General features: G+C 37.1%; 27 protein-coding genes, 1 tRNA gene and 1 pseudogene. 21 read left to right on the forward strand and 8 right to left on the reverse strand.

Features of this window, described 5'->3' with window-relative positions; translation table 11 throughout:
- Positions 1–190 precede the first annotated feature (190 nt).
- Together aceA and aceB are read left to right on the forward strand one after the other, a co-directional pair.
- On the forward strand, positions 191–1,474 hold the full coding sequence (aceA, locus tag MHB39_RS00780; RefSeq protein WP_004233046.1) for an isocitrate lyase: 1,284 nt from the start codon (positions 191–193) through the stop codon (positions 1,472–1,474).
- 112 nt (positions 1,475–1,586) lie between these two features.
- Positions 1,587–3,185 carry a malate synthase A gene (aceB, locus tag MHB39_RS00785; RefSeq protein ID WP_342546876.1) on the forward strand — a complete coding sequence of 533 codons (1,599 nt, stop codon included), beginning with the start codon at positions 1,587–1,589 and terminating at the stop codon, positions 3,183–3,185.
- Between the two features lie 274 nt (positions 3,186–3,459).
- Here the strand turns inward: aceB and MHB39_RS00790 are convergent, their stop codons facing one another.
- Positions 3,460–4,125, reverse strand: a complete 666-nt coding sequence (locus MHB39_RS00790; protein WP_342545598.1) for an O-methyltransferase — start codon at positions 4,123–4,125, stop codon at positions 3,460–3,462.
- 128 nt (positions 4,126–4,253) lie between these two features.
- Here MHB39_RS00790 and MHB39_RS00795 point away from each other — a divergent pair, with 128 nt between their 5' ends.
- The 18 genes and pseudogenes from MHB39_RS00795 to MHB39_RS00880 all read left to right on the forward strand — a co-directional run bounded on the left by MHB39_RS00795 (position 4,254) and on the right by MHB39_RS00880 (position 16,704).
- On the forward strand, positions 4,254–5,147 hold the full coding sequence (locus tag MHB39_RS00795) for a LysR family transcriptional regulator (RefSeq protein WP_016992427.1): 894 nt from the start codon (positions 4,254–4,256) through the stop codon (positions 5,145–5,147).
- A 72-nt stretch (positions 5,148–5,219) separates the two neighbouring features.
- Positions 5,220–5,615: a GntR family transcriptional regulator gene (locus tag MHB39_RS00800; RefSeq protein ID WP_036075346.1), complete on the forward strand. Its 396-nt coding sequence runs from the start codon at positions 5,220–5,222 to the stop codon at positions 5,613–5,615.
- 4 nt (positions 5,616–5,619) lie between these two features.
- Entirely contained in the window at positions 5,620–6,717 is a 1,098-nt protein-coding gene (locus MHB39_RS00805; RefSeq protein WP_342545599.1) for a DUF5808 domain-containing protein, read from the forward strand.
- 73 nt (positions 6,718–6,790) lie between these two features.
- Complete coding sequence (locus MHB39_RS00810) at positions 6,791–7,462, forward strand: response regulator transcription factor (protein WP_036075344.1); 672 nt, start codon at positions 6,791–6,793, stop codon at positions 7,460–7,462.
- The gene (locus tag MHB39_RS00815; RefSeq protein WP_258859466.1) at positions 7,459–8,832 is read left to right on the forward strand and encodes a HAMP domain-containing sensor histidine kinase; all 1,374 of its coding nucleotides are present in this window, start codon (positions 7,459–7,461) and stop codon (positions 8,830–8,832) included. Before MHB39_RS00810 ends, MHB39_RS00815 begins: the two co-directional genes overlap by 4 nt.
- A 73-nt stretch (positions 8,833–8,905) precedes the next feature.
- Complete coding sequence (locus MHB39_RS00820) at positions 8,906–9,310, forward strand: hypothetical protein (RefSeq protein ID WP_016992424.1); 405 nt, start codon at positions 8,906–8,908, stop codon at positions 9,308–9,310.
- A 240-nt stretch (positions 9,311–9,550) separates the two neighbouring features.
- A complete protein-coding gene (locus MHB39_RS00825; protein WP_333006310.1) occupies positions 9,551–9,778 on the forward strand; it encodes a helix-turn-helix transcriptional regulator in 228 nt (75 codons plus the stop codon).
- Between the two features lie 23 nt (positions 9,779–9,801).
- Positions 9,802–10,200, forward strand: coding sequence for a hypothetical protein (locus MHB39_RS00830; RefSeq protein WP_312124567.1), 399 nt, complete (start codon positions 9,802–9,804; stop codon positions 10,198–10,200).
- A gap of 83 nt (positions 10,201–10,283) precedes the next feature.
- Positions 10,284–11,126, forward strand: a complete 843-nt coding sequence (locus MHB39_RS00835) for a hypothetical protein (protein WP_312124568.1) — start codon at positions 10,284–10,286, stop codon at positions 11,124–11,126.
- Between the two features lie 371 nt (positions 11,127–11,497).
- A pseudogene (locus MHB39_RS00840) lies at positions 11,498–11,863 on the forward strand (S8 family serine peptidase); the annotation flags it as partial.
- A gap of 218 nt (positions 11,864–12,081) precedes the next feature.
- Positions 12,082–12,273 (forward strand): sigma factor-like helix-turn-helix DNA-binding protein, encoded by a 192-nt coding sequence (locus MHB39_RS00845; protein ID WP_342545600.1) that lies wholly within the window; start codon positions 12,082–12,084, stop codon positions 12,271–12,273.
- A gap of 26 nt (positions 12,274–12,299) precedes the next feature.
- Positions 12,300–12,461 (forward strand): YvrJ family protein, encoded by a 162-nt coding sequence (locus MHB39_RS00850; protein ID WP_016992417.1) that lies wholly within the window; start codon positions 12,300–12,302, stop codon positions 12,459–12,461.
- Between the two features lie 6 nt (positions 12,462–12,467).
- Entirely contained in the window at positions 12,468–12,725 is a 258-nt protein-coding gene (locus MHB39_RS00855; protein ID WP_016992416.1) for a helix-turn-helix domain-containing protein, read from the forward strand.
- A 104-nt stretch (positions 12,726–12,829) separates the two neighbouring features.
- Positions 12,830–12,900 (forward strand) — tRNA-Cys (locus MHB39_RS00860).
- 299 nt (positions 12,901–13,199) lie between these two features.
- Positions 13,200–13,445 (forward strand): glutaredoxin family protein, encoded by a 246-nt coding sequence (locus tag MHB39_RS00865; protein ID WP_016992415.1) that lies wholly within the window; start codon positions 13,200–13,202, stop codon positions 13,443–13,445.
- Positions 13,446–14,196: 751 nt separating this feature from the next.
- Positions 14,197–14,910: a glycosyltransferase family 2 protein gene (locus MHB39_RS00870; protein ID WP_333006312.1), complete on the forward strand. Its 714-nt coding sequence runs from the start codon at positions 14,197–14,199 to the stop codon at positions 14,908–14,910.
- An 84-nt stretch (positions 14,911–14,994) separates the two neighbouring features.
- Positions 14,995–15,255 carry a metal-sensitive transcriptional regulator gene (locus tag MHB39_RS00875; RefSeq protein ID WP_004233098.1) on the forward strand — a complete coding sequence of 87 codons (261 nt, stop codon included), beginning with the start codon at positions 14,995–14,997 and terminating at the stop codon, positions 15,253–15,255.
- A 144-nt stretch (positions 15,256–15,399) separates the two neighbouring features.
- Positions 15,400–16,704 (forward strand): transglutaminase domain-containing protein, encoded by a 1,305-nt coding sequence (locus MHB39_RS00880; protein WP_339280557.1) that lies wholly within the window; start codon positions 15,400–15,402, stop codon positions 16,702–16,704.
- 20 nt (positions 16,705–16,724) lie between these two features.
- Here the strand turns inward: MHB39_RS00880 and MHB39_RS00885 are convergent, their stop codons facing one another.
- The 7 genes from MHB39_RS00885 to MHB39_RS00915 form a co-directional block, all read right to left on the reverse strand.
- Positions 16,725–17,672 (reverse strand): BadF/BadG/BcrA/BcrD ATPase family protein, encoded by a 948-nt coding sequence (locus MHB39_RS00885; RefSeq protein ID WP_342545601.1) that lies wholly within the window; start codon positions 17,670–17,672, stop codon positions 16,725–16,727.
- Positions 17,669–19,183 carry an argininosuccinate lyase gene (gene argH / locus MHB39_RS00890; protein ID WP_036075335.1) on the reverse strand — a complete coding sequence of 505 codons (1,515 nt, stop codon included), beginning with the start codon at positions 19,181–19,183 and terminating at the stop codon, positions 17,669–17,671. The genes MHB39_RS00885 and argH overlap by 4 nt, the downstream gene beginning before the upstream one ends.
- A gap of 27 nt (positions 19,184–19,210) precedes the next feature.
- Positions 19,211–20,917 carry an iron ABC transporter permease gene (locus tag MHB39_RS00895; protein WP_342545602.1) on the reverse strand — a complete coding sequence of 569 codons (1,707 nt, stop codon included), beginning with the start codon at positions 20,915–20,917 and terminating at the stop codon, positions 19,211–19,213.
- A gap of 12 nt (positions 20,918–20,929) precedes the next feature.
- A complete protein-coding gene (locus tag MHB39_RS00900; protein WP_016992410.1) occupies positions 20,930–22,000 on the reverse strand; it encodes an ABC transporter ATP-binding protein in 1,071 nt (356 codons plus the stop codon).
- Positions 22,001–22,083: 83 nt separating this feature from the next.
- On the reverse strand, positions 22,084–23,190 hold the full coding sequence (locus MHB39_RS00905) for an extracellular solute-binding protein (protein ID WP_036075329.1): 1,107 nt from the start codon (positions 23,188–23,190) through the stop codon (positions 22,084–22,086).
- 198 nt (positions 23,191–23,388) lie between these two features.
- Positions 23,389–24,303 (reverse strand): DMT family transporter, encoded by a 915-nt coding sequence (locus tag MHB39_RS00910; RefSeq protein WP_016992408.1) that lies wholly within the window; start codon positions 24,301–24,303, stop codon positions 23,389–23,391.
- Positions 24,304–24,326: 23 nt separating this feature from the next.
- Entirely contained in the window at positions 24,327–24,890 is a 564-nt protein-coding gene (locus MHB39_RS00915) for a GNAT family N-acetyltransferase (protein WP_342545603.1), read from the reverse strand.
- 156 nt (positions 24,891–25,046) lie between these two features.
- On the opposite strand from MHB39_RS00915, the gene MHB39_RS00920 reads away from it, so the two are divergent.
- Positions 25,047–25,994 (forward strand): carbohydrate kinase, encoded by a 948-nt coding sequence (locus tag MHB39_RS00920; protein WP_016992406.1) that lies wholly within the window; start codon positions 25,047–25,049, stop codon positions 25,992–25,994.
- The last annotated feature ends 3 nt before the right edge of the window (positions 25,995–25,997 follow it).

The following is a 25,997-nucleotide window of genomic DNA, read 5'->3' on the forward strand; positions in this document are numbered from 1 at the left end:
ACAGTCTTCCAAATTTCATCCTTAAAAAAGGTAGTTTTATCCTTAAAATTTGATCTTTTATCGAAAAATAATGAAAATTCAAATAGTCTGTTATATATTAATTTACAACAAATAAACCTGTTATGGAACAGATAATTAAAAGTTTTTTAACAGAGTATATTGTACACAAAGGGGAAGGTGGAATTTCAATATGTCAACTCGTCAAGAAAGAATCGAAGCTTTAGAAAAACAATGGGCTGAAAACCCACGTTGGGCTGGTATTGAACGCACATATTCAGCTGAAGAGGTTGTTAAATTACAGGGGACAGTAGTAATTGAACAAACATTAGCGCAAAAAGGTGCTACTCGACTTTGGAATTCATTACATGAGGAACCGTTTATCAATGCATTGGGGGCATTAACGGGGAATCAGGCAGTACAACAAGTAAAAGCTGGCTTAAAGGCTATCTATCTATCAGGCTGGCAAGTAGCTGCAGATGCAAACCTGTCTGGTCAAATGTATCCTGACCAATCATTATATCCAGCTAACTCTGTACCAGCAGTAGTAAAACGAATTAATCAAGCACTTCAACGTGCAGATCAAATTGATCATGCTGAAGGACGTGTTGATCAATTTGATTGGTTCGCGCCAATCGTAGCAGACGCAGAAGCAGGTTTTGGTGGGCCTCTAAACGTATTCGAGCTTGTAAAAGGTATGATTGAAGCAGGAGCAGCGGGTGTTCACTTAGAAGATCAATTAGCATCTGAAAAGAAATGTGGACACCTTGGAGGTAAAGTATTACTTCCAACACAAAATGCTGTTCGTAACTTAGTAGCTGCACGTTTAGCAACAGATGTTATGGGTGTAGATACAATTTTAATTGCACGTACAGATGCTGATGCTGCTGATATGGTTACATCAGATATTGATCCACGTGATGCAGAATTCATCACTGGTGAACGCACACCTGAAGGCTTCTTCCGTACAAAAGCTGGAATCAAACAAGCAATTGCTCGTGGTTTAGCTTACGCTCCATATGCAGATTTAATTTGGTGTGAAACTTCTAAACCATCACTTGAAGAAGCTAGAGAATTTGCTGAAGCTATTCATGCTGAGTTCCCAGGTAAAATGCTTGCATACAACTGCTCACCTTCATTCAACTGGAAGGCAAATCTTTCAGAAGAAGAAATTGCAGAGTATCAACGTGAACTTGGTAAGTTGGGTTACAAATTCCAATTCGTTACTTTAGCAGGTTTCCATGCACTTAACCACTCTATGTTTGAGCTTGCTCATGACTATAAAGATAATGGTATGGCTGCATATTCTAAGCTACAGCAGGCAGAATTTGCTTCTGAGTCTAAAGGCTATACAGCTACACGTCACCAACGCGAAGTAGGTACTGGATACTTTGATGAAATCTCTCAAGTTATCTCTGGTGGTACTTCTTCTACAACAGCAATGGCAGGTTCTACTGAAACAGAACAGTTTGTATAAGTTGTAGTTTAAATACGTGTTTTCCTAAATTCATAATCATAGAATAGTCTCCTCCGCTCCTCCTAAAGCGGAGGATGACGAAACTAAAATGGCAAAGGTGGGTAAACAGCTAATGGAACAAGCAACGACAGGTAAGCTTAAAATTGTTGGAGAACAAAATGAGCAAACTAATGAAATTTTGACACCTGAAGCTCTTGAATTTGTTCTTGCTCTGCACGAAAAATTTGATGCTCGTCGCAAGGAGCTGTTGGAGGCTCGACAAGGACGCCAAAAACGACTTGATGCGGGAGAGAAGCTGGATTTCCTACCAGAGACAAAGCATATTCGGGAAGGTGATTGGGTAATCGCACCACTTCCAAACGACTTACAAGATCGCCGTGTTGAAATTACAGGGCCAGTTGATCGGAAAATGGTTATTAATGCGTTAAATTCTGGAGCAAAAATGTTCATGGCATGCTTTGAAGATGCATCTTCTCCGACATGGGAAAATATGATTGGCGGTCAAATTAATATGCGTGATGCTATTAATAAGACGATTGAGTTTACACAAGAATCCAATGGTAAAACATATAAATTAAATGATGAGACAGCAGTGCTGTTAGTTCGTCCACGAGGTCTACACTTGCTTGAGAAGCATGTCCTGGTGGATGGAGATCCGATTTCTGGCAGTTTCTTTGACTTCGGTTTATATCTATTCCACAATGCCAAAAACGCACTTGCACAAGGTACAGGACCATATTTCTATCTACCAAAACTTGAAAGTCATTTAGAGGCTCGACTATGGAATGATGTCTTTGTGTTTGCTCAAGATTATATTGGTATTCCACAGGGGACAATAAAAGCTACTGTATTAATCGAAACGATTTTAGCAGCGTTTGAGATGGATGAAATTTTATATGAGCTACGTGAACATTCAGCTGGTTTGAATTGCGGTCGTTGGGATTATATTTTCAGCTATATTAAGCGTCTACGCAATCAAGCTGATGTTATTTTGCCAGACCGTGGGCAAGTAACGATGACAGTACCTTTTATGAAAGCCTATACATCTTTATGTATTCAAACATGTCACAAGCGAAATGCACCAGCAATGGGCGGAATGGCAGCTCAAATTCCAGTTAAAAATGACGATGAGGCGAATGCAGTGGCATTTGCAAAGGTGGCAGAGGATAAACGTCGTGAGGCAACAGAGGGGCACGACGGTACATGGGTAGCACATCCTGGTATGGTTGCAACAGCGATGGAGCAATTTGATGCAATTATGACAACGCCTAACCAAATTCATAAAAAGCGTGAGGATGTACAAGTATCTGCCGAAGATTTAGTAGCTGTACCAGAAGGAACAATAACAATTGAAGGTCTACGTATTAACTGTAGTGTTGGTGTACAATATATTGCTTCATGGCTTCGAGGTAACGGAGCTGCACCAATTAATAACTTGATGGAGGATGCTGCAACAGCAGAAATCTCTCGTACACAAGTATGGCAATGGATCCGTCATCCGAAAGGAATCTTAGATGATGGACGTGGTATTACATTAGCATTTGTTTTAGAAATATTGGAAGAAGAACTTGTGAAAATTAAAGAGGCTGTTGGGGAACAAGCTTATAACAGTGGTCGCTATGAAGAAGCTGCTGAACTGTTTAAATCCTTAATTGAACAAGATGAATTTGCGGAATTCTTGACACTTCCAGGGTATGAAAAATTAGCGTAAAATACAAGTCTACTATCCAACATATCAAACTTTCCTAATAACTATCTAAGGATTGCACTCGAGTACAATCCAGCCTATTCCACTAACATAACGTGACGGGGTCTGTTCCCCCGTTTAAAGAGATGAGCACGATTGAATTAAAAGGGGTCTATAAATAAAAGTTAAGAGATTTTAAGGGGTAAAGATGTCTTACTAGCTTAGATGGGGAGCAGTAAGGCATCTTTTATATAGTACATCCGCGTAACTGCTTTTTTAGTTACGCGGTTTTTCTATGCTAATTTACTACGGCTAGTACAAAGCCGTCATACCCTTTCACACCAACTGTTTGTATAGCTGTTGCTTCAATTCTAGGGTTTGCTTTTAGTAAATCCACAAATTCCTGTACGCCTCTAACGCGTTCATCCTCACTATTTTCATCAGTTACCGCACCGTTACGCACAACATTATCAGCGATGATAACAGCCCCAGCCTGTGCTAATTTTAACGCCCACTCTAAGTAAGCAGGGTTATTAGGTTTATCAGCATCAATAAAGATAAAGTCGAATAATAGTCCAGCTTTTTTTAAGTTTGGCAATGTATCTAGGGCATTTCCTACAATTACCTCAATCATTTGTTCATAGCCTGCATTCTCTATATTTTGCTTGGCGACTTTGGCGTAATCTTCATTAATTTCTAAAGTCACTACCTTTCCTGCTTGAGGAAGAGCTTGGGCTAAGCAAATACTGCTATAGCCTCCAAGTGTACCGATCTCTAAAATATTTACCGCACTTTTCATTTTAGCGAGTAAATATAATAGTTTCCCTTGAGTAGGAGATACATCAATTTCTGGAATACCTGCAGCTTTATTAGCCTGTAGTGCACTATTAAGGTGTTCGTTTTCTGGTAGGAGCTTAGTCATGAAATAATCATCTACATTATGCCAAACATTTAATTCTGTCATTATACAGCCTCATTTCACTATTTTTTAAAGTGCAAGCTTGCCAATAAAGTGTATGATAGAATGAATCATAATAAAAATATATTATTATTATTTATACATAACTAAAGATTATGAATTGAGGTTAAATCATGAATAGTCATGGCTTAAAATTGTTTTATCAAGTTGCGGCTACAGGCAGTTTTACAAAAGCTGCAGAAAAGCTATGTATCAGTCAACCTGCCGTTTCAAGTCAAATCAAACGTTTTGAGCATGAAATTGGCGTCCAGCTATTTCAACAACAGGGACGTGGTGTAGTACTTACTGAATTCGGTGTGGCACTAGCAGAAAAAGCTCAAAATCTTATTGCTCTTGAACAACATATTGAAACATTTATAGAAGATTATCGACTTGCAAGAGCAGGAAATTTACACATTGTTGCAACCTACTTACCTGCTAATTTTTTAATTCCTAAATGGGCAGCTACTTTCAAGGCTGCAAATGAACAGGCGAATTTAATGATTACAACGACCAATACAAAGGATGCCTTTGAACAGTTAATAAACTATAAAGCGGATATGGCTATTTATGGTGGGGGAATGTCTGAAAGACCTAAGGAAATAGAGTGGGAGGAATTATATGAGGATGAATTATGGTTTGTAGTATCGCCAAATCATCGTTATGCACATCAATCTATTACATTAGTCGAAATGTTTCAGGAGCCTTTTATTATGAGGGAAGTAGGGAGTTCGATGAGGGAGCATCTTTTCTCATTATGTCAAACATACCAAGTGAGACCACCAAAAATCGCACTCCAATTTAATGGCATTCATGAAACCATTCGCTCAGTCATGGCAGGCTATGGTGCAAATTTTATTTCTTCTCTTGCGGTTAGAGAGTATGTAGAGAGTGGGCAATTGGCGAGGGTTTATGTCAAGGATATACATGCCATTAAACATAAAATTGCGATTTGTACGAGGAATAATGAGAAGCAGAATTTACTTGTGCAAAGATTTATTGAAACCATTAAAAATTCTCCCATTTAAAAATTTGTATCTCATGCAAGGTGGAGAGAAATTTGTTATATTAGTTGTATAACAAATATGGAGCTGATAAACATGCTTATTCAAATAGAATTTCAATCAGACGTACCTATTTATGAGCAGGTGACACGTCAAATTATTGAAGGAATTGCTAGAGGAGAAATGAAACCAGGTGATACTTTACCGTCTGTGCGAAGTTTAGCTGCTGATCTAGGTGTTAATATGCATACTGTTAATAAGAGCTATCATGAATTAGAGGCAAAAGGGATTATTACCATTCGACCAAAATCTGGAGCTATTATATGTTCTACAGAGGAGAGAGCTTTAACACCTGAGCAACTACGACAAATCGAAAAGAATTTGAAACCTGTTGTGGCAGAAGGAATGGTGCTCGGTGCAACAGCTGAACAAATTGAGCACATGATGAAAAAAGTATTCGCTGATTTGCAAATTCCAGCAGAGGGAGTGTAGCAAAATGCTACTTGGTGTTTTTACAACCATTTACATCATGACATTAGCTTTGCAAATAGTGGTTCCTTATATTGTACGAGAGACAATCGTTTTTGGAGTCACTGTGCCTGAACAAAAGATTAAACATCCCATCCTAGCTCAATTGAAAAAACAGTATGTTCAATTCGTAGGAGGCACAGGGATAGTATTTCTAATCATCATGATTATTAGTTACAATCAATTTGCGCCTTCTGAATCCATGCAAAGTATTGTTTTATTAAGTTGTTTGTTTAGTATACTTACAGTAAGTATGGTGTTGTATTGGATAAATCATCAAAAGGTATCTACTTTGAAAAAACAAGAGCAGTGGGGCGTAAATATTAAACAAGTACGGGCAGTAGATTTAACTGCACGAAGCCGCGATGAAATGCTTCCTTGGTCTTTTTTTGCTGTACCGTTAGGAATATCAGTATTTTTGATCATTTACACAGTACTACATTACGATCAAATGCCAAATGATATAGCAGTACATTGGGGGCCGAGTGGAGAAGCAGATGCCTGGAGAGATAAGACCTATTTTACGGCTATTTCACTGCCATTGATAATGCTAATGATGCAATGTATGATGTGGGGAATTACCGACTCCATTAAACGTTCTGCAATTAAATTAGCTGTAAATCACAAAGAGGAATCGTTGGAGGATCAGCTCAAAACGCGAAAATACATGAGTTGGCAAATATTAATGATAAGTTATGCATTAACAGCTTTATTAACAATTTTGCAATTAAGCAATATCTATCCTTCTATGACAGTAGGCTATAAGCTATTACCAGTATTTATTTTGTTCTTAGTTGTTTTGCTGGGCTCATTACTTATATATGTTTTGAAAAAACATAAACACAAAGTACGCTATGAAGCAAATATAGATTCACAGGTAATGGACGTGGATGAGGATCGCTATTGGAAGGGTGGCTTAATTTATATGAATCGACAAGACCCTTCCATTTTTGTGGAGAAACGCTTTGGGGTAGGATGGACTATGAACCTTGCCAATCCTAGAGGCTATATTGTTATTGGTTTACCTTTTCTCTTATTGCTGTTGATTTCTATATTTTCGTTATAAAATAATAGTAATTTGTGATGAAAAAATTCGTTCTATGTGATCGGATTTTTTCTTATTAACTGGAGGTGGGCAGATGAAGATCCTTGTTGTTGATGATGATGTTCATATTTTACAACTAGTAAATATTTATCTTACAAGGGAAGGTTATCAAGTGTTACTTGCTGAAAATGCACAGCAGGCATTAGCCTTACTTGAAGGGAGTCTGCCTGATTTAGCTGTTGTCGATGTAATGATGCCAGGAATGGATGGTTTTACACTAACAGAGTCTTTAACCCAAGATTATGATATCCCTGTTTTATTATTAACAGCAAAAGGGGAGCTAGAGGATAAAGAACGTGGCTTTTTAGCAGGATCTGACGATTATGTTGTAAAGCCCTTTGAACCAAAGGAGTTATTATTTCGTATAGCCGCGATTTTGAGGAGATTGGATAAAAAAAATCAAGTAACCATTCAAGTAGGCAAACTAGTAATTGATCGTCGAAGCTTTGAGGTTGTAATAGAGGGAAATACACTTATATTACCTTTAAAAGAATTTGAATTACTGGCTTTGTTAGCATCACGACCCCATCAAGTGTTTACTCGTAGCTATATTATGGAACAAGTATGGGGCTATGACTATGATGGAGATGAGCAAACGTTAAATACGCATGTGAAGCGGATTCGTGAAAGATTAAATCGATATGACACGGCTGTTGAAATTACAACAGTAAGAGGTGTTGGCTATAAGCTAGAGGAAACAACATGAAAACGTTATATAGTAAATTTGTTGTAACAACAATGCTAGTAATGATTGGAAGCTTATGTATGGGCTTTTTAGTAACAAATACCTATTACCATCAAGTTGTAAAAGAAAAAAATGATACGAAAAATGTTAGCATAGCACAGGATATTGTGCATTATATTGAGACAGACAAACCAGAAGATTTAAATAGCTATTTGACAACATTGGGCGAGATTGGCTATCAAATTTATGTAACAACTGGTGAGGAGGGGCATTTTTTTGGCGGCCCATATCGTGATAAAACATTGTCAGCATCTGTTATTGAGCATGTTTTAAACGGAGAAACCTATCATGGTATGCGAGATTTCCCTAAAGAAACCTTTGTAACAGGCTTTTTTGCTAATGAACTAAATAATACAATTGGTGTGCCATTTACCTATGAAAACAAGCCCTATGCTTTATTCATAAGACCTGATATTCGTTTATTGTTTTCTGAGGTGCATACAATACTTGCAGGATTAATGTTGGTTATGACGGTACTGAGCCTACTTGCCATGCTATTATTTGCTAAAGCATTAATTCGCCCCATTACAAAGCTAACAGCAGCCACTCAACAGCTAGCACATGAAAAATTTGATACAGTTCTAGATATTGATCGTGCAGATGAAATTGGTCAATTAGCGGCAAGCTTTAATAGGATGACTGAGAGACTACAGGAAAATGATCGTACAAGGAAGGAATTTATCAGTAATGTATCACATGACTTCCAATCACCTTTATTAAATATTCAAGGGTATGTTGATTTACTGAAAAATCCTTCCCTTACTGAGCAGGAAAGACAGGAATATGCAGCAATCATTGAGCTAGAAACAAAACGCCTATCTACATTGACCAAGCAATTATTATTATTAACATCGCTTGATCAATCGACAAGAATCGTAAAACGTGAGTCTTATCGGTTAGATGAACAGCTAAAGGAAACCGTACGAAAGTATCGTTGGCAAATGGAAGAGTCACAGCTTCAAGTATCATATAAGCTAGAGCAAATTATTTTTGATGGCGATGCAGGGCTTTTACAAAATGTATGGGATAATTTACTGACAAATGCCATTAAATATAATGTAGAGGGTGGGCAAATACGTCTACATGTACAAAGAAAATCTGCCTCACTTGAAATTCTTGTTGAGGACAGTGGAATAGGAATGACTGAGGATCAATTAGCAAAAGTATATGACCGTTTTTATCGCGCCGATGCGTCTAGAACCAAGCAAGGGACGGGGCTAGGCTTAGCGATTGTCAAACAAATTGTTGAGCTACATGGAGGGACCATACAGATGGAAAGTAAAGTGCATGCAGGCACAAAGGTTTATATCCATCTACCAATTTTGTCATAAGGAGTTCATGTAAAGTTCATGTTCACGCGATAAACTGCTACTTAGTTGAAACAAACATAGGGGGAGTTATCGTATGGAACAAAAGTGGAGCATACGCCTTATTCGATTAGCGGCAATTTTTGCCTTAATTGGCACATATTTAGGATCACATATGTCGGGATCAGGTAGTTATGAATATAGACCGATACATGCACATATTTTACTTGTTGGCTGGCTTAGTATGTTTGCCTGGGGTATTTTTTATCGAGCCTTCAAAGTGAAATCACAAAAATTAGTAACCATTCATGGTTGGACAGCTATTGTGGGTGTTCTGGGCTTAACATTAGGCATGTGGTTTTACAATATAAATCCATTTAATTTCGGTAGTACTTTTACATTAGTCTTCTTTATTGTAGGAGGAACTACGCTATTAATTAGCTTTGCTTTATTTATTGTTGTAACATTTATGATTAATCAAAAAGTGGATATGAAAAAATAATGAAACCTACCGTGTCACGATTTGTGGAGCGGTAGGTTTTCATGTTTATTGAATAACTTCTAGAGATTTTTCAGCCATTTTGAAGCCTCTTGGTACTCTTGTGTACCAAACCCGATAACAAGCTGGGGTTTTTTGGTTTTACTCTTTATAACGATAAAATATAACTTAAGTACCATTTTCGCGCTATTCTAATATGTCTAGTTTACAATACATTTTGTATATGATACTCTACATTTAGAGGTGGGTGAATTGAAAAAAAGCAAAGTAAATAACAATGTGCGCCATTTTCGACGATTACTTAATCTAACACAAGAAGAATTTGCTGAAAAAATAGGTGTACATAGACAAACCGTTATTGCGATTGAGAAGCAAAAATATGAGCCTTCAATTGGTGTGGTATTAATGATTTCTTCGGTTTTGAAGGAGCCAATTGAAAAACTATTCTTTTTTGATGATAAAGTTGAATAAAGGATTTAAGGGGGTAAATATATATGCGGTCAAAGAAATGGATGATCTTAATTTTTTACTTATATTTATTCTTATCATTGGGGTATATGAGTTATTCCGCGTATGGTAGGGAAGATAATATTTGGATTATATGGTTAATTGCAAGTTTGTCTGTAGGCTATCAAATCATTCGATTCTTAATTGACAAAAAGAAAGATGGATGGAATAGCAGTTATGTAGTAGCCGATCAACGAATTTTTGGAAAGATTAAATTGTCGTTGGCAATATCCTATGTATTTATAATTGTTTTTTTAATAATTGGAGCTTTGGGAATTAGTCAAGGTTTCTTTATGTTTGATTCATTTGAAACGATTGTTGCAGCCATTATTTTTAGCTTATTAGTATTTATGATTTCTCAAATAGTTCAACAATTTATAAAGTAACAAACAAAAGGTTGTTATTTTTCATTTTAATTCTTCTTAATATGGTGTACGTACAAAAATACCATTTTAGGGGGAATTTTTTTATGACAATTATTAACGCATTATCATTAAATAATCAAGAACAACAAGCAGTAGTGGAAAAGATTAAGGACCGAGTAACTAGTAAATTAAATCTTGCTGTTGATTTCTCAAAATTACATGGGAATCAAGTCGATTTTTCTTTAATGAATCGTGGCGAAATTCGAAAGTTAGATAACACGATTGGTAAACAATTTACTGTTCCCACAAAAACATATGAGGGTTTAAATGGTCAGGTCCAATATACAGAGTTAAACGACATTTATATGCTTAATGTAACTACTCCAACAAAAAACCCGGAACTTTTAATTCCACTTCGCAATCTTGCTAAAGCTAATGAAAAACTTGATCGACTTGCAAAACATGTAGTTGCAGAAGGATATACGCTTATTGACAGTGATGAGGTAGTTATTCAAACACAAAAAGCAGTTTTTGAAAATGCAATCGAAACTTTTGTTGAAGCAACGAATATGTATACTCTTCCTATCTACAAAGATGATAATGCTGTCGGTTATTTAGTCTTTGATGAAATTAACTCTAATCCCATTGTAATCATTGGGAATGATATGACTGCAATCAATGAAGAGGGAGAAATAATTACAATCTTTGCCTCAGGAGATAGTTGTTCTTTAAAATGGGCTGACTGTATGCAACAAGAATTAGGTTGTAGTAACTGGTCTTCGTGTTTACTTCTGTTTGGTACTTGTATCTCCGCTTGTTGTACTTGTGCAGGTGTCGTTACTTGTCTTGTATGTGTAGGTTGTGCAATTCATGTATTTAACGCTGCGTGGTCTTGTCGTATGTGCGTTCCTGATGCAGCACGACCAAAAGAATGTCCGGTTAAATAAAAGTGTACTACCTTATGCCATTATTTAGATTCCAACTCTGTCTGCAAAAGATTATTCCTATTTTATAATTATAGGAAGATCCAGCCTTGGTTAGAAGGTGTGCCAAGTAGCTCCCATATTCTCAAAAATCTATAGATAACATAATAATAGCGCCCCCTAAAAACAGGGGCGCTATTTGACGCTTTCATTTTTTTAGAAAAGGTTGTGATATTTGAAATTGCTTTTTCTATATATCTTATGAATATTAGTGGAGGTGTTAGAGAGTGAGTGATACTCAAGTTAAACTAATATTAGGTTCAAACTCTTTTGATGAAGAGAAACTAAAAGAGAAAGTAACAAATAATATCTCTCTTATTGGAGCAAAGCACTTTTGGGATCAAGGATATAAAGGTAAAGATGTAGTTGTTGCTATATTAGATACTGGTTGTAACTATCATCATATAGACTTAAAGGATCGCATTATTGGTGGGTATAATTTTACAAAAGAATCTAATGGTGACTCTTCTATTTTTGAAGATTTTAATGGTCATGGAACGCATGTAGCTGGAACAATAGCAGCTTCAATTAACGGTATAGGAATCGTAGGAGTAGCGCCTGAAGCTAGTCTACTTATTTTGAAAGTATTAGATTATAAAGGAAGCGGTACGTTAGCTTCATTGGTTAAAGCCATTGATTATGCTATAAATTGGACAGGCCCAAATAATGAAAAAGTAAACGTTCTATCTTTATCGTTAGGCCTATCGTCTTCACAACACTTAAATTTAATTCTATTAATTACGACAAACGAACGAGGCTTATACAATCAAGATTTTCTACTACTTTAGATGCCCCAATTAATTTTAGTGAAGACCAAGAAACATTTCTCGATTTAATAGCCGACGAACAAGCTGGATACAACCCTTTAGAGGAGGTTGTTATAAACGATGACCTCGATGAACATATAAGCTGTCCAGTATTGTATGATGCATTAAATTCACTTACCAAAAAGCAAAAGGAAATTATTAATTTAGCGTATGCAGAAGGATTAAGTGATACAGAAATTGGACTGATATTAAATAAAACGCAGCAAGCGGTCTCTAAAACTCATAAGAAAGCTTTAGGAAATATGCTAACTTACATTGAAAAACGAAAGAATAATGGAGGTTAAGGATAAATAAAGGGGGTGACTTATTGATGATAATAGAACCATCAGAATGGCTTACGATCATCGGAAATTTTGGATTTCCTATTGCAATAACAATATATCTGTTTATTAGATTCGAAAAGAAAATAGAAAATCTTGAACTAAGTATTAACCAATTATCAGAAGTTATAAAGGATTTAAGAAGGGACTGAAAATAAATGTCACAAGAATTAATTGCCCTTGTAGAAAGATCAAAACATGATGATAAAGCTTTATTAACTATATTAAATTATTTTGAACCTAAATTGAAACATTGTCTTTATCAAACGTCTCCACATCATAGAGAAGATTTACGTCAGGATTTACTTATTAAGCTCATTAATACTATAAGAAAATATGATGTCAATTCTGTTCCTGGGTTTTGGGATATGAAGCAACGCTTTAGTGACAAACAAAATTTAAAAAAATCCAATTGATTACGAAACGGTCAAAAAGATGTGATTAAATCTTTTTGATCGTTTTATTTTTGAAAGGTTGTTATTTTAAGTAGTATTTCTTCTTTAATTAATATATCCTACATGGTGGCATAGCCAAGCGGTAAGGCCAAGGTCTGCAAAACCTTTATCCTCGGTTCAAATCCGAGTGCCACCTTTTGTAACTATTAAGCTTAAACTGAGGCTTTCAGTAAACCATTTTATAAACACCTTTATGAGGTTGGTCTGACCCAGAAAAGTTAGACATATTTAGTTAAACAACTTTTTAGACCTGAGTTCGGACTGATATGCTCCCTATTAGGTAGACAGATTAAAAAATAAAATCTGTTTATCTAAGGGGAGTATTTTTTATGGGTCTTTGGTCTTTTAACTTTGGAAAATAAATTTTATAAAATGGTTGTTATTTCGTATTGCTGGGTTTCTTTATTACTTATAACAAGATAAGGGGGATTTTTTATGGAAGTAATAGTATATTCTAGTAACGGTTGTGGATTTTGTACTAAACAAAAGGAATTCTTAAAAGAGAAAGGGATTGTTTTTGAGGAAAGGGAGGTTAATACTAACGAACAATACTTTCAAGAATTCGAAGAATTAGGTGGTTTAGGTGTACCTTTAACGATTGTGAAAGAAGCTGGAGAGACTGTTTCGACAATTATTGGTTTCAATAGGGAAGAACTATCTAAGATCTTAATTCAACAATAAATGCTAGGTGGGTGAGAAATATTCTTGTCCACCATTCACTAATTACTTACATACCAGAGTTTCCGGGTTTATCCTGTAAGAAAGATCTCATTCGCCAGTGTTTACTGCACTTCCATGACCAACTTATAAAAGAAAACAAAATCGACCAAGGGGCCATTTTGATTGATGGTACTAAAACTGAAACAACAAAAAAGAGTCCGGATGATATTGCTATGCGTAAACAGTTGCGTAGTGAACGAAAAAACAAATGTTATAACAAATGCATGACTGGATGACGTGTAAACAGAAGTACTTTTTTGCTCAGAATGCATTTCTAGCTGATAGGTCTCATATAGAATTTCCTCTAAAACAAAAAGTGCCTTTTGTAAAGATGCTACTGAGATTAAAGTAGCAAGTAAACTAGCATCCTGTAAATTTTAAGTTAATTTTGTAAGGGACTGCTACATTAAGTTCTGACATTGGTCTTCAATAATTATGTTATGCATGACAATAGCCCCCACTTCTTAATATGTCTTCGCTTCATTTCCAATGACTCTATGCTTCTAACCTAGATAAAATGGCACCAAATCTTACAAATCCGCTAAAATACTTCTCCTAAAATCACTTTGTTCATATATCGGAGAAAAATCGATATTATTGATATGTTTTAATGGGATTCATCAGTTGAATTGTTGCTGTTACATGATACTATTTGATATAAGGGAGATTCGTAGCTACGGAGGACCTGTCAGCCTTTAGTTGGGGGATCGAAATGAAAAATATTGCAGCTATTATACCAGCATATAATCCACAACAATCACTCATTACCTATGTACATCAATTATTAGCAACGACTATTACACAAATCATCATTGTCAATGATGGGAGTGATCAAAAATATAAGGATATTTTTGAAAACTTAAATAAAATTGACCGCTGCCAAGTACTACAGCATGATTGCAATATTGGGAAGGGTGGCGCACTTAAGACCGCCTTTGCATATATAAGAGAACAACAAGCCAGGTGCCATGGTATCCTTACAGTTGGGGCACATGGGCAACATACTTTACAAGATGTTAAGCTTGTTTTAACAATGACAAAGGTGTTTTCTGAAGGGATTGTGCTAGGTGTACGTAACTTTCATTCAGCTGATAGTACATTTCTTTCTTACTGGGGAAATCGTGCAACAAGCTTATTTTTTGAGTTACTGTATCACAAGAAATTAATGGATACACAAACAGGTTTGCGCTATATTTCGATAAATGAGTTGCCTTGGCTAATAAAAGTAAAAGGTGAACGTTATGATTATGATACAAATATGTTAATTGCTGCACTTAAAAGAAAGTGTCCAATTTTCGAGGTAGAAATTGGACAATTACGTATAAAGAAGAATTCAATAATCCAATACGATGAAATAACAAACGCTGGTACCATTATTACGAGAATGCTCATGAATTATTTAAAGCCAAGGAATAGTAATGGCTAGGTTTAAATTTAAAATAACGAGCTAGGATAAAGAATAACGATCACTCATTAGAGCGTAGCGAGTATAAGAAAAGGAGCAATGGTTATGGAATATTCAGATCAAGTAAAAAATCGTGTGAAACGGATGGAAGGACAGCTACGTGGCATTTTGAAAATGATGGAGGAGGAAAAAGACTGTAAGGCAGTCATTACACAATTATCAGCAGTACGCTCTGCTGTAGACCGTACAGTTGGGGTTATTGTTAGTACAAACCTATTGGAATGTGTTCAGAATGCTGAAGGGGATGGCGAAAAAATGAATGAAGCCATTCAGGAAGCAGTTAATTTAGTTGTGAAAAGTAGATAAAAGCTATGAATTCGTAACAAAAATATAAAGTAGAGTAATTAAAGACTTTCGGAAATCAACAAACAAATATTAACAAGCGCAAATGGACCCTTAAATGAGTTCTTTGTGCTTTTTTTGTATATAATGTAAAGAAGACGGTTGGAGGTGAGGAGTTTGTGGAAGAAATTAGCTATAATTGCCATTATTATTATTTTTATTGATCCCATTTATACGGCTGGTAAGGCTGCTGTTCAGCAGGTGATCGATTGGACAAATAATGATGAAATAGAAACTATGCTACTTTCAACAAAGGAGAAAATCGTAGATGTTACGGCAAGACTTTCAGATAATGCCTCAATTGAAACAGCCCTGCCTATTGAAGATATACATGAAGCGGAGGTAGCCCCTGCAGCTCCACCCATTCAGAAACCTGAAACAAAGTTAGTCGTGACAAATGCCAAGGAAATGGCTGATGCGATGTATGCGTATTATAATAGCTTTTCACCAAAGTTTGAAATTCAATATAAAGGGAATACACAGCGAATTGAACAAATTGTAGAAGAGGCCTATAACAATGCTATCAAACGAGATGACTATGTTTACGGCCATGTAAGTAAGCATTCAATTCGATATGAATATGGGCGAAATAAAGCAACTATTTATGGAGAACAGAGCTATTTAATGACGCCAGAGCAGGCTGCATATGTAGAGATGAATGTTCAAGAAATTATCGCTAAGATCAGTAAAAAATCTATGACGGATGTAGAAAAGGTACGAGCTGTCAATGACTATATTGTTGCCAATACTTCCTATACAGATCAAACGAATTCTAGCCCACACAGCGCCTATACTGTTCTTGCTGAGCATGGAGGAGTATGCCAGGGCTATGCTTTACTTGCTCACTCCATGCTTCAAAAATTGGGTATTGAAACAAAATATATCGTGGGTTATGTAGGTCAAGAGGGACATGCGTGGAATCTCGTCAAACTTGATGGACAGTGGTATCATCTTGATACGACATGGAATGATCCAGTACCAGATCGTAAGGGCGCAATACGCTACCAATACTTTTTAGTAGATGATCGTACAATGGCGAAGGATCACACGTGGATTGCTGAAGACTATCCTAAGGCAACAAGCACAATGTATAGTTATTATCATGATATTGACTTCCCAGCACAAGTTGGTGATCAATTGTTTTATAGTAATATTGCAGATGACAATAAGTTATATGTACTAGATATGAAAACTGGTAAGACGAAGCGTGTCACAAATTCCCGTGCACAATATATCGTGTATTCGGATGGCTGGCTCTACTTTAGTAATTATTCCCGAGGGGCGTATTTAACAAAGATTCGTCCAGATGGTAGTGGAGAAGAGGTACTAAATAGGGAGGATACGAAGGATTTATTTATAAAGGATGGCTATCTCTATTTTACGACAAATGAATTGAAGAGAATGGCACTTTAAAACAAGAAAAGGGCTATGACTTATAAACAGTCATATGCCCTTTTTGTACGTTCAATTAGATAAGTAATAGGCTGATGCTGACAAAGTAAAATGTCCACTTGAGGATACATGGAGGTAATTTGCTCTGTAAAAATCATTAAAATGAGTGGATTATGCTTGATGGCACCACCATTACAATAAAAAGTAAATGGTTCATTCTGATAGTCAATTTTCTTCAATACAGCGCTTGCTAGAAGGACTAGTTCATGGGCAGCTTGTTGAGATATTTCGATGGCGCAAGCATCTTCTTGCTCGACTGCCTTTGCCACAAAGGAGCCCATCTTGGCCAGTTGTGCATTTGTATAGGAAGGATGGAATAGCCATTCGGCAAGCTCTGTAACATCCTGTATACCTAAAGATTGATAGACAGCTTCCTTTAAGATTGTTGGTTTACCACGACCATCCTCCATTTTAAATATAGCTCTTACTACCTCCTGCCCTAACCAATATCCACTTCCCTCATCGCCAGCCCGATGTCCCCAGCCCCCTGCACGTACAATTTGTTGTCCATCATAGGCATAGGCAATAGCTCCTGTTCCAGCAATGAGCAGAGCACCTGCCTGTCCAGCAGTCACACCTAAGAGTGTGGCCTCTGCATCATTTTCAATAATCAATGTATCGACTTGTAGCTGTGTGGTCTGAAGAGCGTTTTGAACAATGGCCACTACTGCTGTATGATCCTTCGGCGAATCAATTCCAGCTAATGCAAAGGTAGCTACAGCAATTTGAGAATTAGGATACTTTTGCAAAAATGTTTCAACATTTGCTAAAAGCTCTTGTAATATTGCTGTAGCTGATTCAACACCAATGGCTTGATAATTAGAGCCTTTAGCGGATGTAGAATATTCAACGTCACCAGATTCAGCATGAACGACTGCACATGCTGTTTTTGTCGCCCCACCATCAATAATTAATAACCATTGCTTCATTGATTCCATTCCTCTAGAAAGGCGGCTAGTTCTTTTTCTGCTTCCATAATGGAACTTTCCTTTAAGCGAATCCACTCATAAAAATCATGTGCATTCAGTTTGGAGCGTTCAAGAGCAGCTTTCATAGTGGCTGGAGCGGGACCACCGAGTAATGTTCGCACACCAACAAAAGATTCTGGTTTTAATGTCTTATAGAAATCCTCTTCCGAAATAGTTAATTCCTTACCCGTGATCAATTTCGATTGTGTATTTGCAAGTCCCCATGTAAGACTAGCTAATGATTCTTCTCCGTGAGCAAGCAGAACTTTAATACATTTACTAACAATACTATGTGCTTGACGGAATGAAATACCCTCTGAACGGACTAATGTATCAGCGAGCTCAGTGACATTTGCAAAGCTATTTTCAGCGCGATTTTTTAACTTCTTCTTATTGACATCCATTGTGACAACAAGCGAACCAAACAACTTATAAATGCCAATTAAGCGGTCAATGGCACGCCATAAATAAGGCTGCATATCATCCTCGGTGTCTACGATATCTCCAAACGGTGTATTATGTACCATCTGTAATACTGTACTTGCATCTCCTACAACCGCAGATAGTAATGAGCGTGTATGTTCTATAGAAACAGGATTACGCTTTTGAGGCATAATAGAGCTTATCTGCACATATGGACTTGCGAGTGTAAACGCATTAAACTCCTGAGTAGCCCATAATAAAAAGTCTTGAGAAGTTCGGCCAAGATTGAGTGCAGCAAGCTGTACAATACTTGCAGCCTCAGCTATATAATCTGCGCCTGCAACTGCATCCCATGCATTTTCGATAATATCATCAAAGGCTAGTAGCTCACGCATACGCTCTCTACTAATATTAAAGCCTGTCGTTGTTAAGGCAGCGGCTCCCATACTGCTACGATTGACTGTTTTATAGACATGTTGCATGCGTTCAAAATCACGCTCTAGTTGGTCGATGACAGCCTTTAAATAATGGGCGAAGGTTGTAGGTTGTGCCTGCTGTGTATGTGTGTAGCCAATCATAATGGTATCGATATGTTCCTCTGCAGCAGCGATTAAATCATCGCGTAATGTAAGTAATTCGCGCATTAATAATAATAGTTTTTTTCTTAATGTCATTCGATAAATGGCGATACCCATATCATTTCGGCTTCTGCCAATGTGAAGATTTCCAGCAATATCACCAGCAAGCTCTATTAATTTATTTTCAATGCGGAAAAATAAATCCTCATATTGGGGACTGTAATCCTCTAAACGATAATAATTTAAGTCTATTTTTTTTAGAGCGATCCCAATTTGCTTTGCTTCATCTTTTTTTACAAGTCCTTGTTCTTCTAACATTTTCAAATGAGCAATATTGATTTGTAGCATGATTGTTAAAAAATTTTTCTTCGCCTCATCATAAGCTGGCTGTAAAACGATTTTTCGATAGATGTTAGATGGGAATATCATCCCATCTTCCTGCTGTGTTTTGTTGCGAAAATCTTCAAACATTGTCATGGCCCCCTAATAGATTGGCAGCTAGATGGCTGTACCAGCACTGCCTTTTGATAGTTTTTCAGAAATAATAAGGACAACTAAAATTAAACAAATTTGTAAGACACCATAAGCACAGGCGGTCCCAAATTTAAATGCATATAATTTTTGGAATATCGCTACAGACAATGGAATAGTGGATGTACTGTAAATTAGAATGGATGCAACAAATTCACCAAAGCTTTGCACGAGGGCTAAGAGTGTCCCTGCTAAAATCCCGGTGAATGTTAAAGGCACGACAATACGTCTAAATGTATACCACCAATTGGCTCCTAAGCCACGTGATGCCTCTTCAATCGATTGATCTAGCTGTACAAGAGAGGCGGATGTTGATCGAAAAATAAGTGGTAAATGTCGAATAAAGTAGGCTAATGGCAAAATCCAAAATGTTCCGATCAATACTTGATTAAAACTAAAGATACTTTCTGTACTAAAGGCAGCAATTAAATTAACAGCAACAACTGTTCCTGGCAAAGCCCAGGGTACCATTATCAAAATGTCGAGCAAGGTTTTCCCTTTAAAATTTAAGCGCACCATAGCATAAGCAGCCGCGACACCAAAGATGATATTACCCAGTGTTGCAATGACACCCATTTGAATGGAGTTCCAAATTGGTCGCCATGTGCGTTCATCCGTAAAAAGGGCAATATAATGATCGATTGTATAGTCGGTCGGGAGAATTTGCGTTTTCCAAGCGCCATCCACAGAAAAGGAGATCAATATCAACACTAAAATAGGCAGTATCAATATTAATGTGCCAGCAAAAGAGGCCATTGTTGCTAGAATCTTTACTTTTTTTGAGGATACCTCTGAACGATGAACGCTAATGCCCTTACTCAGGTTTTGATAATTTCGGCGATTTTGATACCAACGCATAATGATTAAAAAAGTGATAGATACAAAGGATAATATCATCGACTGTGTTGCAGCCATCTCAAGATTCCCATTTGTCCGTGATAAATAAATTTGCATCGTCATAGTGCGCTCCACACCAAACATCAAAGGTGCAGTATAAGAAGCCATAGAAATCATAAACACCAATAAGGATGAAGCAACAATAGAAGGTGTGAGCATTGGTAAAATAACCTTTGTCCATACGCGAATACGCCCCGCCCCCAGACTAGTAGCTGCCTCTTCAAGAGCAGGATCAAGGCCCTTAATTGCAGCAGAGGCTGTTAAATAGAAGTACGTATACATTGTGAATGTATGAACGACGATGACTCCCCATATTCCCTTCAAGGCAAAAGGCACGTGATCCAACCCAAATAGATGCTGAAAAATTCGTGGGAAAATCCCGCTATCTCCATATAAAAATGAAAAGGACAGCACACCCACTAAAGGAGGAAGTGCCATTGGAACCAAAACTAAAACAGACAATATGCGTCTCCCAGGGAAATTATAGCGTTCTAGTAAAAAGGCCATTGTTACCCCGACAAGTGCACAGCAAATAACACTGACAAATGAAATATAAATGCTGGTCCACAAAGCTTCTAAATTTGCTGGACTAGCGATATCAAAAAATTTCTTATAATGAAAGAATGCTTCATCACCTGCAAAGCTTTGGATGAAGGTTTGATAGAAGGGATAAACCACATAGGCGAACAACACTAAAAATAATGGCGAAATTAAAATATAGACAAACCAATTGGCATGAAATATTCGCGTCCACGCACTTACAGACTGTTTCTCCATATTGGCTTCCTCCTATTCCCCTAAAAAATACAGTGAATCTTGTGCCATATGGATTGTAATATCCTCACCGATCTTTTTGATTTGGTCATAAGAATTAATAAGCATTACTTTAAGTGAGAACGCTGTAAAATCTACAATGTAATTAACGCTAATACCTGTAAACTCAACAAATGTAATTTTTCCTGATAATGTGTTTTCCCCAGTACCAAGTTGAATCGATTCTGGACGAATAGAAATAAATACTTTGTCTCCAATCATATGCGTTAAAGAGGGAGAGCTTTGTTGCTTTCGCCCAGTTAAAATATGTCCATTTACTGTTCGTACTTGTACATTTTCCCCTTTAATAGCTTGGATTGAACCTTCAATTAAATTAGTTTCACCAATAAAATTTGCCACAAAACGATCTTTGGGCTGATGATAAATTTCTTGAGGAGTCCCAACTTGTTTAATATTTCCATCCTCCATGACCATAATTCGATCAGACATGGACATGGCCTCCATTTGATCATGTGTAACGTAAATGGTTGTGACTCCCAACTCAGATTGGATGCGTTTGATTTCAATACGTGTTTCCTCACGCAATTTTGCATCTAGATTCGATAGAGGTTCATCTAGCAGTAAAATATCTGGCTCTATCACGAGTGCTCTAGCTAAAGCAACCCGCTGCTGCTGCCCACCAGATAGCTCATTTATTTTTCTGTTGCCGTAAGCAGCAAGATGCACTTGTCCTCTAATTCGATCAACCCTGTGTTGAATCTCAGCCTTTGAAAATTTTCGAACCTGTAAACCAAATGCAATATTCTCATCAACCGTCATATGGGGGAAAAGGGCATAATTTTGAAATACCATGCCGATATTGCGCTTATTGGGCTGAAGTCGAGTGACATCTCGCTCATCAAAAAGAATTTTGCCTTTAGTAGGGTAATAAAAGCCTGCAAGCATCCTTAAAGTGGTTGTTTTGCCACAGCCGCTAGGACCGAGAAAGGTAAAAAATTCACCAGCTTTTATTTCAAGATTTAAATCTTTCACGCCATACACTTGACCAAATTGCTTCGAGACATTTTCGATTCTGACACTTCTCAATCATAAACTCCTCTCCAACAAAGAATCTAGATGATACAGGAAGGTAAAAATTCGCTACATAAGCCGAATTTTTACCCGTTCTACTATTTACCTCGCCCTTTAATATTGTTATCCCAGTATTCCATCCATTCAGCTTCTTTGTCAGACATTAGCTGCCAATCAATATCGAAAGTCTTTAAATCTAATTCCTGATACCATTCTGGCATGGAGGCTTTATCGATATCAGAACGTGTTGGAATTTGATAATAATCATTAGCTAATTGTGTTACCATCTCTTTTTCAAATAAAAACTCTACAAATAGTTTCGCATTTTCTAGATTTTTCGCATTGTTTACAACTGCTACACCATCTACTAAAATAGGGGCTCCACTTTTTGGATAAATATAATCAAAGGGATAATCTGTCGTATATTTTTTTAACAAAATATCTTGCAGATTCCATAGAGAGACACTGCCTTCTTGACGTGTTAGCTTTAAATACAAAGCATTCGGGTCTTGTGTGTACTCCTTTGTATTGGCATCTAATTGTAGTAACCATTCATAGCCTTTATCAGGTGAATCGGCACCTTGTCGTACAATCATCGAAGAATAAATCGTACGCATTGTGCCTGACGCAAGTACACCTCTGATTAAAATTTGATCCTTCCATTTAGGATCTAATAAGTCATCCCAGTCCTGTGGACCAGTTTCTTTTGTTAGTAAATCACTATTAATCATAATTACTTCTGGTAACAGCATCTCGCCGAACCATCGTCCTTCTAAATCTTTGTGTGCGCCATCAATTGAGTCAATAAAGCTCGGCTGCCAAGCATGTAGTAAGTCTTCATTTGCACCAACAATGAGAGCTGATTGCGTTCCGCCCCACCAAAAATCTGCTTGAGGATTGGCTTTCTCTCCACGAAGACGTTCTAAAATTTGTTGAGCACCCATCGTTAGAAATTCTACTTCAATGTCTGGATATTTTTCATTAAACTGATCGATCACATTTTGCACCATTTCTTCGTCACGTCCAGTGTAAATTACTAGCTTGCCTGAAGGCGACGATGCTACTACTTCTGTTTTTTTACCATCAGATGCTTCGTCGTTATTTGCTGCATCATTTGTGGATTTTTGCTGATCTTTGCCGTTACAAGCAGTTAAAACAAAAAGCATTAACATAAGGAAAAAACCAAGAATATAGGCTTTTTTCATCAACTTCCCCTTTCTTAAAGTAAGTTACTTGCATATTGCAGTATAATACCGAAGGGGAATATTAATGTTAGAATTATTAAAAAATTACATTTGCATTCATCATAACGAAGTGCATACTGGTAAGCAATGGCATTTTAATAAAGTTCAAAAAAACTCCTTAAAAAGGAATCCTTCCATTTTTAAGGAGTTTTTGTCGTTTTATGAATGTGCTTCTGATAGGCTATCTTTTTGTTGACGCTGTGCAACAATGGTTGGCAGCATCATGCCAGCAATCACCAGAACAATCCCGATAATTTGTACGAAAGTTAAAGGTTCATGCAATACAATAACAGAAACAGTAACGGCCACTGGTAATTCGATGGCGCTTAAAATAGAAGCAAGCGCACCACCGATTTTAGGAATAGCAATCGAAAATAGATAAATCGGTAAAATGATACCGAAGAGACCTAGTGCTAGTCCATATTTCCACAGGCCTTGCAGGAATAGTTTGCCGTTCCAAATAACCTCAGGGCTTAGGAAAATACTGATCATAATAAGGGCTACAGAGGAAACGATTAATACCCTTGATGTGGTAGTAACACCCTCGACAGGTCGAGAATTAAATTGAATAAAACATGCAAAAGTAACGGCTGCTGTAAAACCGAATAGCCACCCTTGAATAGGGATGTCACTTAAATCTACATTTAATACACCAGCAGCTAGAATCGTTCCTATAAATAAGATGACGATTGAAATTACTTCAGGCCTACTTGGTAATCTTTTATGGAGGGCACAATCAATCAGTAGACCAATCCATGTAAATTGAAATAACATGACAACTGCAAGAGAAGCAGGAAGATACTTCAAAGATTCTCCGTACACGATACCTGTCGTCCCAGTAAAAATTCCCGCACATATTAAAATAAGTAAGCCCTTCTTGGACGGTCTTGGTAATTTTCTGTCTGTAAAAATAAAGATCGATATTACGAGTATAAAGCCAATAATATACTGGCTTGATACAGCCTCCGCTGATGTAAAGCCATGCTGCATAGCTACTTTCACAATAGTCGACAAGATCCCGTAACTACTAGATGCAATGACAATCAAAAGAGGGTAAAGCAAATTGTTTTTCATATATTAGTTATTCACTTCACTTCCTAAAACTGTTTAACCATATGGTAAAAAGGCTCATCAATTATTGACCAAGGCTCTGTAATAACAAAGCCTAGTCTTTCATAAAGACGGCGAGCATCTTCTTTTTGGGTTTCAACATTTAATGATAATTTTGTATAGCCACGCTGCTTTGTCAGCTCTTCAGCAAATTGTAAAAGCAATGTTCCGATTCCTTTACCACGTGCAGCTGGTGTAACGCAAACTGTATCAATGTAAGCCTCATCTTCATGTGCTTCTCGATCAATAACAATGGATGGTGCATTTTTTGCATCAAGCCATTTAACAAGGTTAGCATCCATGTGAACGGCTTGTGCGCCGTGATAATAAACGAGAATTCCTAAAATCTGTTCATTTTCAGTAGCGACAAAAGTATTTAAATAAGAATGTCGATTGTCTTCTCGTTGAAAAAGAACAGTCAGTTCTTGCATAACAGCCTCCGCTGAATGCTCGCCAGTTAAGCGATTAGCAATATCGCCAATGGCATCGATAATTAAAGGCACAACGGCATGGGCATCCTGTGGTTGCGCTTGTCGAATTGTAATACTCATTTTGATAATCCCTACCTTTCTATAGGCAAGTATAACAAAGATAGGGGATGACTCAAGCTATCCATCCCCTTATGAATAAATGCCAAAAGTAAAAACCTTTATAGAATGACAATTTTCGTGTTAATCTATAATGACTAGACTTTCAGGAGGACTATCATGACAAAGCAAGAGAAGGATTTTATATTAGTCTATGGAGATGCTTTTATTGACTATATTGCAGATGATGTAACAAACACATCTTTTACTAAATATATGGGTGGCGCAACGGTCAATGTTGCAGCGGGTATTAGCCGCATTGGTGCGCCTTCAGCGTTGATTACAATTACAGGGGATGACGAGGGCTCGCAGTTTGTACGAGATGGGCTTGCCCAAGAGGGTGTAAAACTGGATTATGCCGTATTTGATCCAGCAAAACGTGTGAGTGGTGTATATGTGCATCTAACAGAAGCATGTGAACGAATTTTTAAGGATTACGTTGATGAAACACCCGATTTACAAGTTGAACCATCACAGCTAAATGAAGCAGCCTTTAAGCATGCATCTGCTTTAACGGTGTGTTCAGGCACGATGTTCCATCCAACAGCCCTTGCTACAACACGAGCAGCAGTAGAAATGGCTAAGGACAAGGGGGCAATTATTGCAATGGATGCAAATATTCGCCCATTACGTTGGAGCAGTGAAGAAATTTGTCGAGAAACGATTACATCATTTTTCGAGGATGTGGATATTTTAAAGGTAACGGATGATGAGTTATTCTTCCTGACAGAGACAAGTAGCTTAGAAGAAGGGATCGAGCAATTAAATAGCTATTTAGTGCCTATTATTTTAATTACCGTAGGAGAAAACGGGACTTATGCAGTTCTTAATGGTGAAGTTATCCATGTACCGACTGAGAAAGTAGTGCCTGTGGATACAACAGGTGCGGGAGATGCATTTATGGCAGGTGTCCTACGTGATGTCCATTACAATGGCTTACCTACAACAAAAGAAGAACTAGTGCGTTGTACAAGCTTTGGCAACAAATTAGGCGCTTTTGCCGCAACAAAAGCAGGTGCTTTAACGGCACTACCATATTATGAGGATATTAAGCATTTACTAAAATAAACA

It is taken from the genome of Lysinibacillus sp. FSL K6-4013 (assembly GCF_038630435.1).
In the GTDB taxonomy this organism is placed as follows: Bacteria; Bacillota; Bacilli; order Bacillales_A; family Planococcaceae; genus Lysinibacillus; species Lysinibacillus boronitolerans.